Consider the following 16,242-nt stretch of genomic DNA (forward strand, 5'->3'; position numbering starts at 1 on the left):
TTGACCACGCTGCCCATGTTCACCCGTGTCCTCGTCGCCAACCGGGGCGAGATCGCCGTCCGGGTCATCCGCACGCTGCGTGCGCTCGGCATCATGTCGGTGGCCGTCCACACGGCCTCGGACGCGGACGCTCGGCACGTCCGCGAAGCCGACACCGCCCTCCAGATCCCGAAATATCTGGACATGGGGGCGATGGTGGCGGCGGCCGAGGCGTCCGGGGCGCAGGCCGTACATCCCGGATACGGGTTCCTCGCGGAGAACGCCGAGTTCGCCCGCCGGTGCGCCGAGGCGGGGCTGGTCTTCGTCGGCCCGCCGCCCGCGGCCATCGACGCCATGGGGGACAAGATCCGCGCCAAGGCCACCGTCTCGGCCGCCGGGGTCCCCGTGGTGCCGGGCGGCGCCGAACCCGGCGACTCGCTGCTGTCCTGGACGGACTTCCCCGCCCTGATCAAGCCGTCGGCGGGCGGGGGCGGCAAGGGCATGGTGCTGGTCCGTTCGGCCGCCGAGCTGCCCGACGCGCTGGAGTCGGCCCGCCGTACGGCCCGCTCCGCGTTCGGCGACGAGACCCTGCTGATCGAGCGCTACGTCGAGAACCCCCGCCACATCGAGATCCAGGTGCTGGCCGACACCCACGGCAACGTCGTCCATCTGGGCGAACGCGAGTGCAGCCTGCAACGCCGCCACCAGAAGATCATCGAGGAGGCGCCGTCCCCCTTCGTCGACGCCGCGATGCGCGAGCGAATGGGCGCCGCGGCGGTGGAGGCGGCCCGCGCGGTGGGCTATGTGAGCGCGGGCACGGTCGAGTTCATCGTCGACGGCACGACCGGCGAATACCACTTCATGGAGATGAACACCCGCCTCCAGGTGGAGCACCCGGTCACCGAGCTGGTCACGGACCTCGACCTGGTGGAGCTCCAGCTCCGGGTCGCGGCGGGCGAGCCGCTGCCCTTCACCCAGGACGAGGTACGGCTTCGCGGCCACGCCGTCGAGGCCCGGGTCTACGCCGAGGACCCGTCGCGCGGCTTCCTGCCCACGGGCGGCCGGGTCCTGCGGCTGGCGGAGCCGGGTGGCGTCCGGGCGGACTCGGGGCTCGCCGAGAGCGGCGTCCGGGTCGACTCGGGGCTGGTCGAGGGCGGCGTCGTGGGCAGCGAGTTCGACCCGATGCTGGCCAAGGTCATCGCGTGGGCGCCCACGCGGGAGGCGGCCTTCCGGCGGCTCGACCAGGCGCTCGCCGAGACGGTCGTGCTCGGGGTGATCACGAACGTCCCGTTCCTGCGGGCGCTCGCGGCGCACCCGCAGGTGCGGGCGGGCGAGCTCGACACCGGGCTGGTCGAGCGGGTCCTGCCCGCGCTGGTCCCGGCCGCCGGGCCGCCCAAGGAGGTGCTGGCCGCCGCCGCGCTGGCCTTCCACACCGTGCCTCAGGGTACGGACCCGTGGGAGGTCGCGGACGGCTGGCGGGTCGGCGAGCGCGCGTGGACGGCCTGGCGGCTGGAGTCGCGGGACGGCGTCCACACGGTCCAGGTACGCGGCCTGCCCGAAAAATCAGCAGAAATCCGCATAAATCCCCCAGAGGCCGCAACCCAAGAGACCGCCGCCACCACCGCCACCGTCCCAGCGACCGGTGCGACCGGTGCGACCGGTGCGACCGGTGCGACCGGTGCGACCGGTGCGGCTGGCGCGGTCGGCGGGGTCGTGCCCGGGGTGGCCGTTCCGGCAAGGCTTCTGGTCGACGGCGCCAAGCTGACCGTCACCCTGGCCGGCCGTACCCACCACTACACCCACGCCCGCCACGACGACACCCTCTGGCTGGGCAGGGACGGACAGTCCTGGTCCCTGACCCGTCACCGCATCGGCGACCCCGGCGACCGCCCGGGCGCCGCGCACGCGGGCGACGGCGTGGTCAGAAGCCCCATGCCCGGCACCGTCCTGGTCGTCAAGGCCCAGCCGGGCGACCAGGTGAGCGCGGGCCAGCCGCTCCTCATCGTGGAGGCCATGAAGATGGAACACACCGTCACCGCCCCCTGCGACGGACGGGTCACCGAGCTGCCCGTGCAGGTGGGCCAGCCGGTCGACATGGACGCCGTCCTGGCCGTCGTCACCGCCGGGGAGTCCTGATGCGCAGGCCTTACCCGATGGAGGGCCTGCCGCACCAGGTCACCGTCTACGAGGTGGGCCCGCGCGACGGCCTGCAGAACGAGTCCGCGATCGTCCCGGTCGAGGTGAAGGCCGAGTTCATCGACCGGCTCGCCGACGCGGGCCACCGGGTGATCGAGGCCACCAGCTTCGTCCACCCCAGCTGGGTGCCGCAGCTCGCCGACGCGGAAGAGCTGCTCACCAGGCTCGACCGGCGGCCGGGCGTCCGCTACCCGGTGCTCGTCCCGAACGCGCGCGGCCTGGACCGGGCGCTGGCCCACGACGTCGAGGAGATCGCCGTCTTCGCCAGCGCCACCGAGACCTTCGCCGCCAAGAACCTGAACCGGAGCCTGGAGAGCCAGTTCGACATGTTCGAGCCGGTCGTGGCCAGGGCGATCGACAACGGCGTCAAGGTCCGCGCGTACGTCTCGATGTGCTTCGGCGACCCATGGGAGGGCCCGACGCCCATCGCGCAGGTCGTCGCGGTCGGCGAGCGGCTGCTCGGCCTCGGCTGCCACGAACTGTCGCTCGGCGACACCATCGGCGTCGGCACCCCCGGGCATGTGACCGCGCTGATCGAGTCGTTCCGCGATCCCGACCGGCTGGCCGTGCACTTCCACGACACCTACGGCCAGGCCCTGGCCAACACGCTGGCCGCGCTCCGGTCGGGCGTGACCGTCGTCGACGCCTCCACCGGCGGCATCGGCGGCTGCCCCTACGCCGAGTCGGCCACGGGCAACCTCGCCACCGAGGACCTCGTGTGGATGCTGCACGGGCTCGGCATCGACACCGGCCTCGATCTCGACAAGCTCGTGTCCACGAGCACCTGGCTGGCCGAGCGGCTCGGCCGCCCCAGCCCGTCCCGCGTCGTCCAGGCCCTCGCGAAAGGCTGACCCGCCATGCTGACCGACGAGTACGAAGAGCTGCGCAAGACCGTCGAGGCGTTCGCCCGCGACGTGGTGGCGCCGGTGATCGGCGACTATTACGAGCGGGAGGAGTTCCCGTACGACATCGTGCGCCGGATGGGCGCCATGGGCCTGTTCGGCCTGCCCTTCCCCGAGGAGTACGGCGGCATGGGCGGCGACTACTTCGCGCTCTGCCTGGCCCTGGAGGAGCTGGCGCGCGCCGACTCCAGCGTGGCGATCACGCTGGAGGCCGCGGTGTCGCTGGGCGCCATGCCGATCTACCGATTCGGTACGCCCGAGCAGCGGGCGACCTGGCTGCCGGGGATGGCGGCGGGGGAGACCCTCGGCGCGTTCGGCCTGACGGAGCCCGGCGGCGGCTCCGACGTGCCCGGCGGCATGCGTACCACGGCCACGCTCGACGGCGCCGAGTGGGTGATCAACGGCACCAAGGCGTTCATCACCAATTCGGGCACCGACATCACCGGCGTGGTCGGCGTCGCCGCGCTGACCGGCGAGCGGGAGATCTCCACCATCCTCGTGCCGTCCGGGACGCCCGGATTCACGGTCTCGAAGAAGTACTCCAAGGTCGGCTGGAACGCCTCCGACACCAGGGAGCTGTCCTTTTCCGACTGCCGCGTCCCCGCCGCGAACCTGCTCGGCGAGCGCGGCCGCGGCTACGCCCAGTTCCTGCAGACGCTCGACGAGGGCCGCATCGCCATCGCCGCCGTCGGCGTCGGCCTGGCGCAGGGCTGCGTGGACGAATGCCTGCGCTACGTCAGGGACAGACGCGCGTTCGGCCACCCGATCGGCCACTACCAGGCCATCCAGTTCAAGATCGCCGACATGGAGGCCCGCGCCCACACCGCCCGCCTGGCCTACTACCACGCGGCCGAGAAGATGCTGGCCGGCGTGCCGTTCAAGAAGGAGGCGGCGATCGCCAAGCTCGTCTCCTCCAACGCCGCCATGGACAACTCCCGCGAGGCGACGCAGGTCTTCGGCGGCTACGGGTTCATGAACGAGTTCCCGGTGGGCCGCTTCTACCGCGACGCCAAGATCCTGGAGATCGGCGAGGGCACCAGCGAGGTCCAGCGCATGCTGATCGCCCGTCAGCTGGGGCTGGGCGACCTGTAAACCGATCAGTTCGACGTGCCGAGCTTCTCGGCGACCGATCTGGCCACGTCCAGGGCGCCCTTGGTCAGCCTGCCCGTCGGGTCCTCGGTGACGTGCCGCTGGTAGGTCACCTGGATCACCGCGTTGCTGACCCGGACGCCGGCGGTCGCGATGGTCGGCCCCTTGCCCGTGTCGCCGGGCAGCGTGTAGAGGGTGGTCCAGGAGGCGTCGCCGATGGGCGGCTCGGCGGGGGTGGAGGTCTTGGCCAGAAGGACGGCCTCCTGCCGCTGCGCGACGAACTGCTCGTGCGCCGCCGCCACGTCACCCGGGAAGACCTTCACGTACACCTGGAGCCGGAACTGCATGTTGCCCGGCATCCCCGAGCCGGGCGCGAGCGTCGACCACTCGCACTCCTCGGCCTTGATCTGCGACTTGTCCGGGAACAACGTCAGCTTCTTGACCAGGTCCTCGTTCGTGACCGTGCATGGGTCGACGGTCTTGGTGAACGTGGCGGCGCCGGTCGGCGCGGGCTCGCTCGTGCCGGCCTGCTCGCTGGGCGAAGGCTGGCTGACTGAGGGCTCGGCCGTCCGCGTGGTCTTGACGGGTACGGCCACGGCCGCCGACTTGTCGGGCTGCCGGGTCAGCAGGAACAGGACGGTGAACAGCATGAGCACGACCACGGCCGCCGCCACGCTCAGGATCGCCGGCGTCACCCGCAGCCCGGGGCGGGACTGCTGGGTGGGAGCGGTGCGCGGCACGGCCGCGGTCGGGAAGTCATTTTGCTGGTTCATCGCGCCTTCTGGAGGGTGTCGGCCACCGCGCGGGCGGTCTTGAGAGCGGTGTCCCGGAGTTGGGGGGTCACCTTCGTTCGCTTCGGATGGCTGGCCTCCACCTGGATGATCACATTGCTGACCCGCATCCATATGGTGGTCGTCGAGGTGTGGGTGATGCCGGCCTCGTTGTCCTGGGCGGCCGCCTCGTCGCCCGCGCGCACCGTCCTGGTGCGCGAGGTCGTCACCGTCTGCTGGCTGCCCGCCTTGGTGTCGTGGGACCGTACGGTCTGGGTGAAGGCACGTTCGGCGGCCTTGACCGTGCCGGAGTACTTGACCTTGAGGTTGATGGACGTGCGGTCGAGAAGCCCGAGCGTGCCGACCGACCAGTAGCATTCGCTCTCGTCGTAGAGGGCGGGCTGCTTGGAATGGGAGCCGGGCAGGACGGTCTGCGCCTGGTCGTCGGTGAGCAGGGAGCACGCCTTCGGCGGCTGGCCGAACTGGCCGTCGCCCCTGGCCGGTGCGGTCGGGGGCGCCGTGGTGGGAGAGGGCGCCGGGGTCGGGGGCGCCGTGGTCGAGGCGGGCTGGGCGACGGGGGTGGCCGACGTCGTGACGGTTGGAGAGCCTCCGGAGCTGTTGACGAGTACGACCGCCGTGACCGCGATGGCCGTACCCGCCGCGAGACCGCCCAGCACGAGCGGTGTACGGCGGCGCGACCCCGCCCGGATCGGAATCGTGGCAGGCGCGGTCTCGCGCGGCCGGACGGGCAGCGGGATCGCCAGTGACTCCAGGTGCGCCCTGATGGCCCGAGGGTGCGGCCGGGCGGCGGGGTTGCGGTCGAGCATCGCCAGGAGCAGGCCGCCGAGCGGGCCCGCGTTGACGGGCGGCGGTGGTGGCAGCGTGAGCACGGCCGCGACGATCGCCATCGCCGAGTCGCGCTCGAACGGCGCCCGGCCCTCCGCGGCCAGGTACAGGGTGGCGCCGAGCGACCACAGGTCGGCCATCGGGCCCGCGGGCTCGCCGCGCAGGTGTTCGGGCGCGATGTAGCCGGGGGAGCCCGCGACGTCGCCGGCGTGCGCCGCGGCGGCGGCCGTACCCGCGCCGGGGGCGTCGCCCGTGTGCGCGGCGATGCCGAAGTCGGTCAGCACGACCTCACCGACATCGGTGATCATCACGTTGCCGGGCTTCACGTCCCTGTGCAGGATGCCGCGGTGGTGGGCGGCCTCCAGCGCGTCGAGTACGCGCAGGCCGATCGTGGCGACGTGGCCGGGCGGCAGCGGGCCGCGCGTCTTGACCAGATCGCCCAGCGAGGTGCCCGCGAGCAGGTCCATGATGATCCAGGGCTGGCCGCCCTCGGAGATCACGTCGTGCACGGTGATGATCGACGGGTGGTTCAGCGCCGCCGCCGCCCTGGCCTCGCGCAGCGTGTCGATCAGGGCCCGCTGCTGGTCCTGGCCGGGCGGCAGCCGTACCTCCTTGACCGCGACCTCGCGGTGCAGCAGCTCGTCACGCGCCCGCCACACCGTGCCCGCGCCGCCCGCCCCGAGCGGGGCGAGCAGCTGGTAGCGTCCGGCGATCACGCGCATGGTCAGGAGGCCTTGGCGTCGAGGTTCGCGGCCAGGAACTTGGCCGCCCGCGCGGCCTTGTCCCGCAGCGTGGCGTCCTTGGCCACGTCGTGCACGAAGCGGAACTCGCCCACCATGTTGCCGGTGCGGAAGAGTACGTGTACCTCGGCCTCCGCCTTGTCGTTGAACTTCACCCGGGAGATCTCGTACGCGATGGCCTCCTCGCCCGCGCCGGGGATCTCGAAGACCTCGCCCTGCTTCTCGCCCGAGCCGCCCCTGCCCGCCTTGTCCTCGGCTTCCTTCCGCGCCCCGGCGATGTGCTCCTGCGCGAGCGTGGTCTCGTAGCCGTCGCCCTGCGGCGCGTAGAGCCAGAGCGTCAGGAAGACGCTCAGCTCCTTGCCCGCCGGGGGGAGGCCCGTGGTGGACCACGCGCATCTGAACGTCGGGTCGGTCGAGGACGTGATGAACGCGCCGACGAGCTGGGTGGCCTGCGCCCTGGTGAGCAGCTGGCAGGGCCGGGGGACCTTGGAGAACTTGCCGGCCGGCAGCGTGACCGCGGGCGAGGGACTGGCGGAAACCGAGGCCGTGGGCGCCGCGCTCGTCGGGGCGGCCTTGCTCGGCGCCGGCTTCGTGGTCCGTGCCGCCGCCGACGGTGTGGCCTGCGGCGGGGCGGCGGACGACCCCATGGTCAGGATGAGCGTGACCGCGACGACGAACGCCACGACCACGGCGGCCGCCGAGCCGTACGCGGCCGTGCGCGAGACCACCCACGCGGGCGCGGGCGTCCTGACGGTGGGCACCGCGTGGCCCGCCACCTGCTCCAGTCCCCGCCGCAGCGTGCGTACGTCGGGCCGGTGGGCGGGGTCCTTGGCCAGCAGGCCGAGCAGGAGCGGGGTGAGCGTGCCGGCCCGCTGCGCCGGCCTGGGCGGCTCGGTCATCACCGCGCCGAGCGTGGCGATCGCGGTGTTGCGCTGGAACGGCGGTACGCCCTCCACCGCCGTGTAGATCGTCGCGCCGAGCGAGAACAGGTCGGACGGCGGCCCCGGCGCGACGCTCTCGGTGAGGCATTCGGGCGCGGTGAACCCCGCTGTGCCCACCGGCACTCCGCCCTGCTGGGGACCCGCTTGGGCCGCACCCGTCGGGGCGGCGATGCCGAAGTCGGACAGCAGGATGCGGCCGTCATCGGCGAGTAGCACGTTGCCCGGCTTGACGTCGCGGTGGAGCAGGCCGCGCGTGTGCGCCGAGGCCAGCGCCGACAGCACGAACAGCCCGATCGAGGCCGCCCACGGCGCCCCCATCGGCCCGCCGGTCTTGACGACCTGGTCGAGCGAGCGCCCGCGGACCAGCTCCATGATGATCCACAGCTGGCCGCCGTCGTCGATCACGTCGTGGATGCCGACCACCGCGGGGTGCCGGATCCCGGCCGCCGCGCGGGCCTCGTGCAGCGTACGGTGGCGCAGCGCGGCCTGGTCGGCGGGGGAGAGGTTCGGCGGGAGCAGCACCTGCTTCACCGCCACCTCGCGGCCGATCATGGTGTCGTGCGCGCGCCAGACGATGCCCATGCCGCCGCGGCCGAGCTGTTCGAGCAGCTGGTAGCGGCCGCCCACGAGTCGCGGTTGGTTCATTGCCTCACTCCTGGCGGTTCAATGCCTCGGCCAGCCATCGCGCGGCGTCACGCGCCCCCTTGCGCAGGGCGGCGTTGTCGCCGATCTTGTTGACGTTGACGTAGCCGATCTGGACGTTCACGTTGCTGAGCCGGAAGACCACGGTGATGTTCTCGGCGTTGCCCTTCGGGCTGACGAACTCGTAGCCGTACGCCTCATCGCCGATGCCGTCGATGTCCTCGACGTGGCGGCGCTGCTGTTTGATCCCCTTGGTGAGGCCGACCTCCGGCCATGTCCAGGTGAACTCCGAGCCCTCGCTTGCGCCGTTGCGCCGGCCGATGTACTCCTCCTCCGCGTCTTCCGGGACCGCGCTCCATTTGTCGGGCCCGCCGATGTTGGTCAGTACCTCGGCGGATAGCCCCTTGCCGCGGGTGGTCCACTCGCACCTGTCGCCGTCGCGCTTGCCCTTGCCCGCGCCGGGCACGAGCTTGGCGACCTGCGCGGGGGTGAGCAGCGTGCACAGGTTCACGGCGGCGGTGAACTTGGGGGTCTTCGCCGGCTCGGGTTCCTTGCTGGGGGTGGGAGTGGGGGACGTGGTGTGCGGCTGCTGCTTCACGGTCTCCGCCACGGGTGTCGCGGGGGTGTCCGCGGGCCGCAGGGCCACGAACGCCACCGTACCCGCCAGCACCGCCGCCGCGACCACCGCGCCGCCGACGACGATCGGCAGCCGGTTCGCGCGCCCGGCCATCGGCTGCGTGACCGCCATTGCCGGGCCGCCCTCCGCGACCCGCCGCAGCAGCTGCTCGGCCGCCTGCGGGGCGGGTCTCTGGTACGGGTCGCGGGCCAGCATCATCACCAGCACCGGCCCCAGATTCCCGGCGCGCTGGGGCGGCCGGGGCGGCAGGGTCAGGGCGTCACGCAGCACCGACATGGGGGAGGTGCCGACGTACGGAGCCTGGCCCTCCACGGCCGCGTACAGCGTGGCGGCCAGCGACCACAGGTCCGACTCGGGCCCGCCGCGCTCGCCGCGCAGCCGCTCGGGGGCGATGAACCCGGGCGACCCGATCAGCAGCCCGGACTCGGTGATCGTCGCCTGGTCCTCCAGCCTGGCGATGCCGAAGTCGGTCAGCACCACCCGGCCGTCGTCGGTCAGGAACACGTTGGCGGGCTTGACGTCGCGATGTTGGATGCCGTGCGCGTGAGCGACGGACAGCGCCTCCAGCACCCGTAACCCGATCGCCGCCGTGCGCTCCGGCGACCACGGGCCCTCGGCGGCCACCGCGTCCTTGAGGTCACGGCCGCGGAGCAGTTCCATGACGATCCACGGCCGCCCGTCCTCGGACAGTACGTCGTGAATGGTGATGATGCCCGGATGCCGCAGCTGGGCGGCCGCCATCGCCTCGCGCATGGCCCGCTGAAGCGCCTCCGCCCGCTCGGCCGGGGCGAGGGACTGCGGGAGCAGTACTTCCTTGATGGCGACCTGGCGGTCGAGCAGCTCGTCGTGAGCCAGCCAGATGGTGCCCATGCCACCCTGACCGAGCGCCCGTAGCACCCGATAGCGGCCTGCGATTTTGGAATCCCCCAGACCAGGCACGTTGGAGACCATAGTGTGCAAGACTTTCGGTTCGCTATATTTCCATCCCGGACGCGTCAACAGCATCCCATTCGTAATGATCCGCCGCGATGAGGGGTGGCCATGATCCAGGGCCCACAGGCACCGCAGGCGCCGCCCGTTCCGCCGGCCTCGTACTGGCCGGACGGCGGCGGCGAGCGGCCCGTCTCGCCGAAGGCGCCCGGCTGGGCCAAGGGCGTGCTGGCGGGGGCCGCGGCGGTGGCGGTGCTGGGCGGGGCGCTCATCGCGGTACGCAACGTCGGCCAGGAGGCGCCTCCGGTCGCGCTGCCGTCGCCCTCGTTCGACCTGCCGTCCACGCTGCCCTCCGACCTGCCGTCCACTCTCCCCTCGTCGCTGCCCTCGTCGTCCGGGCTGCCGTCGGAGGCGGCTTCGTCGGATCCGGCCGAGACGCCCGCGGCCACCTCCACCTTCCCGCCGCTGAAGGCGGTGCCGGAGGTGTGCGACCTGCTGCCCGCGAGCCTGACCAGGCGGCTCGCGCCCAAATCGCAGTCCGCGCCCGGCGTCCAGAAGGACGGGTACGGAGCGCTGCGCAAGGGCTGCGAGTGGACCCAGACGGCCAAGAACATCAAGAACGGCACCCTGGAATCGCGGACCATCCACCTGGCCGTCAACGTCTGGCCCAGCGTCGCGGCCGCGAGGGACGACGCCGAGTTCAACTTCGGCTCGATGAAGGACATGGCGGGCACCAAGGAGGACAACCCCGGCCTGCGGTTCCTGAGCACGTACGGTGAGATGAAGGACTTCGACGGCGTCGGCGACGAGACCCACGCCATGTACACCCAGAACCTCAAAGGCACCACGAACGTCTGGGCCTACATCGTGATGGGCAACACGACGATCAACGTCCGCTACTTCGGCACCGACAACAAGAACGGTGACATCCTCGCCCAAGGCAAGGACACCGAGCCGGTCGCCGAGGACGTGCTCATGAAGGGCGCCCAGGAGGTCGCCGAACAGGCCGTCAAGGCGCTGACGAGCTGACCTGACCGCGCCGGCCCGCTGTCCTGAGCGGGCTGACGAGCCGACATGACCGGGCTGACGGGCTGACCTGAGTGGACGGCGGCCACGCCACGACTTAAGGTCGTACGACATGACGTCAGACGATCTCCACATCAGGAGAGCGGAGAAGGCCGACGCGGACGAGCTGTTCGCCTTGGCGATGGAGTTCGGGCTGACCTTCAGGCCCGAACGGGAGGCCTTCGACGCGGCGCTGCCGCAACTGCTGCGCGATGACGACGTCATGCTGATCGCGGCCGTGGTGGGCGGCCGGGTGCACGGTTATCTGCTGGGGTTCGTCCACCTGACGCTCTTCGCCAACGGGCCTGTCGCCTGGGTCGAGGAGGCGATGGTGCAGAGCGGGTCGCGCCGGCAGGGCATCGGGCGGGCGCTGCTGGTGGAATTCGAGGCGTGGGCCCGTTCGCGGCAGGCCGGTTACGTGGCCATGGCCACGCGGCGAGCGCCCGAGTTCTACCACGCGCTGGGCTACGAGGCGTCGGCGACGATGTTCAGGAAGATCCTCCGCTAGCGCCGGCGGCGTCGCACCGTCCCCGGCGCCTTGGCATGTGAATGGGTAACGTTACCCACATTTGCGATGAGCTATTGGCCTGCTCTCCTGCTTCGTTGTGCCTTGACCAGTGACGACATCGACGTCTATGGTCGGGAAAATGTGAAAAACGTTACTCATTCGGGCTAGTCCTGCATGCGCGTGCGCTCTCCAAGAGAGGAGCCTGATGGTGGGGTCGGGAATGAGCCGCAGGGCGATGATCGGCACGTCGTTATCCGTGGTCGCCGCCGTGACGGGTGAGGGCTCCCCGGCACTCGCGCAGGGAACTGGGCGAACGGACGAGGCGGCAACCCGTTATGGCAGGGTGCGCGGCAGACGCGAGGACGGCATCGTCAAGTTTCTCGGCGTGCCCTATGCCACGCCGCCGCTCGGCAAGCTCCGGTTCAAGGCCCCGAAGCCGCCCACGCGCTGGACCGGCGTGCGCGACGCGGTGGACTTTCCCAACCCGGCATTCCAGGCAGCGGGCAACGAGATGGGCCCCAACGGCAATGGCCGGATGCCGGCACCCTCCGAAGACTGCCTCTACCTCAATATCTGGACCCCGGCCGCCGACTGCGAGCGGCGGCCGGTGATGTTCTACAACCACGGCGGCGGCTACATGATCGGCTCCGGTTCCGCCACGGGGCAGGACGGCACCCATCTGGCGCGGCTCTATGACGTGGTGGTGGTCGAGTCCAACCACCGGCTGGGCCTGCTGGGCTATCTGTTCCTGGGCGATCTCGCCGGTGGCGACTACGCCGCCAACCAGGGGATGCTGGACATTCTCGCGGCGCTGCGCTGGACCAGGGAGAACATCGAGAATTTCGGCGGCGACCCCGACAACATCATGGTCTGGGGCGAGAGCGGTGGCGGCGCCAAGACCGCGGCCGTCTACACCATGCCGGATGCCGCGTCGCTGTTCCACAAGGCCTCGATCGAAAGCGCCGCACCGCTGCGCTTCCCCACCCGCGAAGGCGCCACCGCGCGGGCCGAGCGCACGCTGGAGCTCTTGGGACTGACCACGTCGGACATTCCCCAGCTGCATGAGATTCCGGCCGGAAGGCTGCTCGAGATCCAGCAGTCCGAAGCCGCGAACGGCGTCGCACCCTGGGGCGACCCCGGCTCGCTCCCCGGCTTCGGCGCCTTCGTCGATGGCACCGTCATCCCGCGGCACCCCTTCGCCGACGGAGTCGCGTCCTTCTCGGCCGGCAAGCCGCTGATGTGCGGCACATGCCGCGATGAAACGGTGTTCTTCAGTCTCTTCGGGCCGCCCGACATCTTCCGCATCGACGAGGCCGGCCTGCGCAGGGAGCTGAGTCGCACGTACCAGGGTGCCGAGCTCGACCAGATCATCAGGACCTTCCACGCGTCGCGGCCCGACGCGACGCCCGCGCAGCTCTACTTCGCGATCACGGCCTCGCCCATCTGGCGCGACGCGATCAAGATCGCAGAGGCCAAGGTGGCGCAGCGCGCCGCGCCCGTGTTCATGTACCAGCTCGCCTACAAGAACCCGACCGTGGTGCCGGGCACCGATTTCCCCATCGGCTCGCCGCACGCCTCGGACATCAACCTCAAGTTCGCCAACCCCGACAAGAACCTCGACTTCTTCCTCTACGCCGATCAATCGCCGGGGCGGCTGGCGACCGCCCGGCATATGAGCGGACTGTGGGCGGGCTTCGCCCGCACGGGCCGTCCCACCGCCGTGGACGTGCCGAGATGGCCCGCGTACACGCTGAAAGACCGTGCCACGATGTGGCTCGACGCCGAGTGCGAGATCGTCACCGATCCGGACAAGGACGAGAGGTTGTTCTGGGAGAACCGCGCCTGAGGTGCGTCACCTGTACTGGTGATCAGGCCCGGGGCCGTTTCTGTCGCCGCCTGATGGCATTCTTGGGGCGTGAGCATCCACGCGGTGAGCCCGCGCTTCGTCGGCCGCGCCGGCGAGCTGAGCGCGCTCGAGCGGGCGCTGGCCGGCGTCCGGACCGGCGCGGCGTCCACCGTGCTGGTCGGCGGCGAGGCGGGCGTCGGCAAGACGCGCCTGGTCAGGGAGTTCGCCGACCGGGCGGGCGAGGCGATGGTGCTCGTCGGCGGCTGCATGGAGCTCGGCACCGAGGGCCTGCCGTTCGCCCCCTTCACCGCGGTGCTGCGCGGGCTGGTGCGCGAGCTCGGCCGCGACGGCGTCGCGGCGCTCGTGCCCGGCGGCACCACGCGCGGGCTGGCCCGGCTGCTGCCCGAGTTCGGCGAGCCCGACGGTGACGGCTCCGAGGCCCGCGCCCGGCTCTTCGAGCAGCTGCTCGGCCTGCTGGAGCGGCTGGCGGAGGACCGGCCGGTCGTCCTGGTCGTCGAGGACGCCCACTGGGCCGACCGATCCACCCGCGACCTGCTCTCGTTCCTGGTCCGCTACCAGCGCTCCGGCGTACGGCTGCTGATCGTCGTCACCTACCGTGCCGACGAGCTGCACCGCACCCACCCGCTGCGCCCGCTGCTGGCCGAGCTGGGCCGCGTCGACTGGGTGGCCAGGCTGGAGCTGCGCAGGCTCACCCGCAGGGAGGTCGTCGAGCAGGCGGCGAGCATCCTGGAGCGCGAGCCGTCCGGCCCTGACATGGACCTGATCTACGCGCGCAGCGAGGGCAACCCGCTGTTCGTCGAGGCGCTGCTCAGCGAGTCCGGTGTCGGTGAGTCGCTGCCCGAGTCGCTGCGCGACCTGCTGCTCGCCGGCGTCGAACGGCTGCCCGACGACACCCAGGAGCTGCTCCGCGTGGCCAGCGCGGGCGGCCAGCGCATCGAGCACGACCTGCTGTCCGCCGTCGCCGGGCGGGACGACGTGGCGCTGTCCAACGCGTTGCGCCCCGCCGTGGCCGGCAACGTGCTGGTCGTCGACGGCGAGGGCTACTCCTTCAGGCACGCGCTGATCCGCGAGGCGCTCCACGACGACCTGCTGCCGGGCGAGCACACCCGCCTGCACACGCGCTTCGCCGAGGCGCTGGAGCGCGACCTGTCGATCCTGCCCGTCCCGCGCGGCGCGATCGAGCTGGCCCACCACTGGCACGCCGCCCACGACACCACGTGGGCGTTGATCAGCGCCTGGCACGCCGCGGCCGCCGCCCGCCGCTCCGCCGCCTACGACGAGCAGCTCAGGATGCTGTCCCGGGTGCTGGAGCTGTGGGATCAGGTGCCCGACGCCGCGGAGCGCATCGGCGCCGACCACGTCGAGGTGCTCAGGCAGACGGCCACGGTCGCCCACCTGGCGGGCGAGTACGAACGTTCGATCGCCCTGGCCACCGCCGGGCTCGCCGAGATCGACGAGCCGGCCGAGCCGGCCAGGGCCGCCAGGCTGCTGCGCCAGCGCGGTCTCACCGGCTACGACCTCAGCCGCCCCGGCCATGTCGACGACCTGCGCCGGGCGGCGTCGCTGGTGCCCGCCGACAAGCCCAGCAAGCTGCGGGCCCAGGTGCTGGAGAGCCTGGCGCGCATGCTCTACGACGACTGGCAGGAGAAGATCTCGACGGCCCGGCTGGCCATGGAGCTCGGCCACGAGGTGGGCGACGCCAACACCGAGGCGCACGCGCTGATCAGCCTGACCTGGGCGCGCTGCCAGTTCTCCGACATCGACGCCTACCTGGACGGGTTCGCCGAAGCGCGCCGCATCGCGGCCACGGCCGATGCCCACAACGCGATGCTGCGCGGCGCCATCTCCGAATCCGACGTGCTGGAGGGCGCCGGCCGCCACGAACGCGCCGCGCAGGTCGCCCGCGACGGGATCGCCGAGGCCGAACGCTACGGCGTGGCGCGCACGTCGGGCACGTTCCTGTCGATCAACCTGGCGGAGCCGCTGTGGTCGCTCGGGCGCTGGGACGAGGCGCTGAAGGTGATCGAGCACGCCCTGGAGCTCATGCCGCCGCCGCCCTACCGGGCCAGCCTGCAGGGGTTGGCCTCCGACATCGCGCTCGCGCGCGGGCGGGTCGATCGGGCCGAGGAGCTGTTCGCGGCCTCACGCAGCGTGCTGGCGCGCGGGCGCTTCCGCGACCAGAGCGTGCTGCCGCACGCCTGCAGGGAGGTCGAGCTTCTGGTGGCGCGGGGACGCCTCGACGAGGCGCGGGAGGCGGCTGCCCGGACACTGCGTGAGCAGGATCTGGTGGCCAGCCCGCGTTACGCCTGGCCGCTGCTGGTGGTGATCGCGCAGCTGGGCGGGGATCTTGTGGGGGAGCTGCGGTCGGTCGCGGGGCGGCTCGAGGCTGAGGGCGACAGCCAGGAGGCGCACCGGCTCACGTTCATGGCCTTGACGGGGCTGTCCGAGTCCGAGCTGGGTTTAAGGTCTGGTCCTGAGTCGGGTGCCGGATCGGAGCGGGGCTCCGGGTCTGGTGTTGGCTCGGGTGTCGGATCCGAGTCTGATTCCGTGGTCGGTCTCGATGACGCGGCCTGGCGGCTAAAGATGTGGGACGCGGCGGTGGCGGCTTGGGCGGGGCTGCGGGAGCCCTACTCCGAAGCTTGCACCCTGGAAGGTGCCGCCCGTGCGGCGCTGGAGGCCGGTGATCGGCAGGGGGCGGGGGTCAGACTGGCGAGAGCCCGTGAGCTGGCCGAGCGCCTCGGTGCGGCGCCGTTGGTCGAGCGGCTGGACGCGCTCGCGCGGCGGGGCCGTGTCGCCGTGGCCGACGAGCCGGCGCCCGACGGGTTGCCGTTGGGGCTGACGGCGCGCGAGATGGAGGTGCTGCGGCACGTGGCCGAGGGGCACAGCAATCGGGAGATCGCGGGGGAGCTGTTCATCTCGGTCAAGACCGTGAGCGTGCACGTCTCCAACATCCTGGCCAAACTGGGCGTCGCCTCCCGCGGCGAGGCATCCGCGGTGGCCCATCGGATCCGCCTCTTCGCCGACGACTGACCGGCCTCGTCCACCGCTTGACCACGGCACAAGGGTACGGCCGCTGCTGGCCTTCGACGCCAAGACGCCGGTTGCTGCTTGGCCTCTGGTGCCAAGCGGT

The 16,242-nt window shown here is 71.7% G+C and carries 11 protein-coding genes; 7 read left to right on the forward strand and 4 right to left on the reverse strand.

From position 1 onward, the window contains the following. Window positions 1–15 precede the first annotated feature (15 nt). The 3 genes from AB0B64_RS08840 to AB0B64_RS08850 are packed head-to-tail and all read left to right on the forward strand — an operon-like array spanning window position 16 to window position 4,169. Window positions 16–2,115: a biotin carboxylase N-terminal domain-containing protein gene (locus AB0B64_RS08840; protein ID WP_358175991.1), complete on the forward strand. Its 2,100-nt coding sequence runs from the start codon at window positions 16–18 to the stop codon at window positions 2,113–2,115. After that, window positions 2,115–3,026, forward strand: coding sequence for a hydroxymethylglutaryl-CoA lyase (locus AB0B64_RS08845; protein WP_358175823.1), 912 nt, complete (start codon window positions 2,115–2,117; stop codon window positions 3,024–3,026). The genes AB0B64_RS08840 and AB0B64_RS08845 overlap by 1 nt, the downstream gene beginning before the upstream one ends. 6 nt (window positions 3,027–3,032) lie before the next feature. Continuing rightward, on the forward strand, window positions 3,033–4,169 hold the full coding sequence (locus AB0B64_RS08850; RefSeq protein ID WP_358175826.1) for an acyl-CoA dehydrogenase family protein: 1,137 nt from the start codon (window positions 3,033–3,035) through the stop codon (window positions 4,167–4,169). 5 nt (window positions 4,170–4,174) lie between these two features. On the opposite strand, the gene AB0B64_RS08855 is transcribed toward AB0B64_RS08850, so the two are convergent. Genes AB0B64_RS08855 through AB0B64_RS08870 form a run of 4 tightly spaced genes read right to left on the reverse strand, consistent with a single transcriptional unit; the run spans window position 4,175 to window position 9,747 of the window. Then, window positions 4,175–4,939: a hypothetical protein gene (locus AB0B64_RS08855; protein ID WP_358175829.1), complete on the reverse strand. Its 765-nt coding sequence runs from the start codon at window positions 4,937–4,939 to the stop codon at window positions 4,175–4,177. After that, window positions 4,936–6,504, reverse strand: coding sequence for a serine/threonine-protein kinase (locus AB0B64_RS08860; protein ID WP_357950897.1), 1,569 nt, complete (start codon window positions 6,502–6,504; stop codon window positions 4,936–4,938). Before AB0B64_RS08860 ends, AB0B64_RS08855 begins: the two co-directional genes overlap by 4 nt. A 2-nt stretch (window positions 6,505–6,506) precedes the next feature. Then, window positions 6,507–8,108: a serine/threonine-protein kinase gene (locus AB0B64_RS08865; RefSeq protein WP_357950900.1), complete on the reverse strand. Its 1,602-nt coding sequence runs from the start codon at window positions 8,106–8,108 to the stop codon at window positions 6,507–6,509. A gap of 4 nt (window positions 8,109–8,112) precedes the next feature. Then, on the reverse strand, window positions 8,113–9,747 hold the full coding sequence (locus tag AB0B64_RS08870) for a serine/threonine-protein kinase (RefSeq protein ID WP_358175831.1): 1,635 nt from the start codon (window positions 9,745–9,747) through the stop codon (window positions 8,113–8,115). A gap of 36 nt (window positions 9,748–9,783) precedes the next feature. Here AB0B64_RS08870 and AB0B64_RS08875 point away from each other — a divergent pair, with 36 nt between their 5' ends. The 4 genes from AB0B64_RS08875 to AB0B64_RS08890 all read left to right on the forward strand — a co-directional run bounded on the left by AB0B64_RS08875 (window position 9,784) and on the right by AB0B64_RS08890 (window position 16,142). Beyond that, window positions 9,784–10,701 (forward strand): hypothetical protein, encoded by a 918-nt coding sequence (locus AB0B64_RS08875; RefSeq protein ID WP_358175834.1) that lies wholly within the window; start codon window positions 9,784–9,786, stop codon window positions 10,699–10,701. Between the two features lie 109 nt (window positions 10,702–10,810). Further along, entirely contained in the window at window positions 10,811–11,245 is a 435-nt protein-coding gene (locus AB0B64_RS08880) for a GNAT family N-acetyltransferase (RefSeq protein WP_225289643.1), read from the forward strand. 205 nt (window positions 11,246–11,450) lie between these two features. Beyond that, window positions 11,451–13,091 (forward strand): carboxylesterase family protein, encoded by a 1,641-nt coding sequence (locus AB0B64_RS08885; RefSeq protein ID WP_358175837.1) that lies wholly within the window; start codon window positions 11,451–11,453, stop codon window positions 13,089–13,091. 69 nt (window positions 13,092–13,160) lie between these two features. After that, the gene (locus AB0B64_RS08890; RefSeq protein ID WP_358175840.1) at window positions 13,161–16,142 is read left to right on the forward strand and encodes an AAA family ATPase; all 2,982 of its coding nucleotides are present in this window, start codon (window positions 13,161–13,163) and stop codon (window positions 16,140–16,142) included. Window positions 16,143–16,242 lie beyond the last annotated feature (100 nt).

Source organism: Nonomuraea sp. NPDC049129 (genome assembly GCF_040648495.1).
Classification (GTDB): Bacteria; Actinomycetota; Actinomycetes; order Streptosporangiales; family Streptosporangiaceae; genus Nonomuraea.

Bases quoted from the DNA above. Each gene is read 5' to 3' on its own strand.
- AB0B64_RS08880 (WP_225289643.1), top strand. From the start codon at position 10,811: ATGACGTCAGACGATCTCCACATCAGGAGAGCGGAGAAGGCCGACGCG.
- AB0B64_RS08865 (WP_357950900.1), bottom strand. From the start codon at position 8,108: ATGAACCAACCGCGACTCGTGGGCGGCCGCTACCAGCTGCTCGAACAG.
- AB0B64_RS08840 (WP_358175991.1), top strand. From the start codon at position 16: ATGTTCACCCGTGTCCTCGTCGCCAACCGGGGCGAGATCGCCGTCCGG.
- AB0B64_RS08845 (WP_358175823.1), top strand. From the start codon at position 2,115: ATGCGCAGGCCTTACCCGATGGAGGGCCTGCCGCACCAGGTCACCGTC.
- AB0B64_RS08850 (WP_358175826.1), top strand. From the start codon at position 3,033: ATGCTGACCGACGAGTACGAAGAGCTGCGCAAGACCGTCGAGGCGTTC.
- AB0B64_RS08860 (WP_357950897.1), bottom strand. From the start codon at position 6,504: ATGCGCGTGATCGCCGGACGCTACCAGCTGCTCGCCCCGCTCGGGGCG.
- AB0B64_RS08875 (WP_358175834.1), top strand. From the start codon at position 9,784: ATGATCCAGGGCCCACAGGCACCGCAGGCGCCGCCCGTTCCGCCGGCC.
- AB0B64_RS08855 (WP_358175829.1), bottom strand. From the start codon at position 4,939: ATGAACCAGCAAAATGACTTCCCGACCGCGGCCGTGCCGCGCACCGCT.
- AB0B64_RS08870 (WP_358175831.1), bottom strand. From the start codon at position 9,747: ATGCTGTTGACGCGTCCGGGATGGAAATATAGCGAACCGAAAGTCTTG.
- AB0B64_RS08885 (WP_358175837.1), top strand. From the start codon at position 11,451: ATGGTGGGGTCGGGAATGAGCCGCAGGGCGATGATCGGCACGTCGTTA.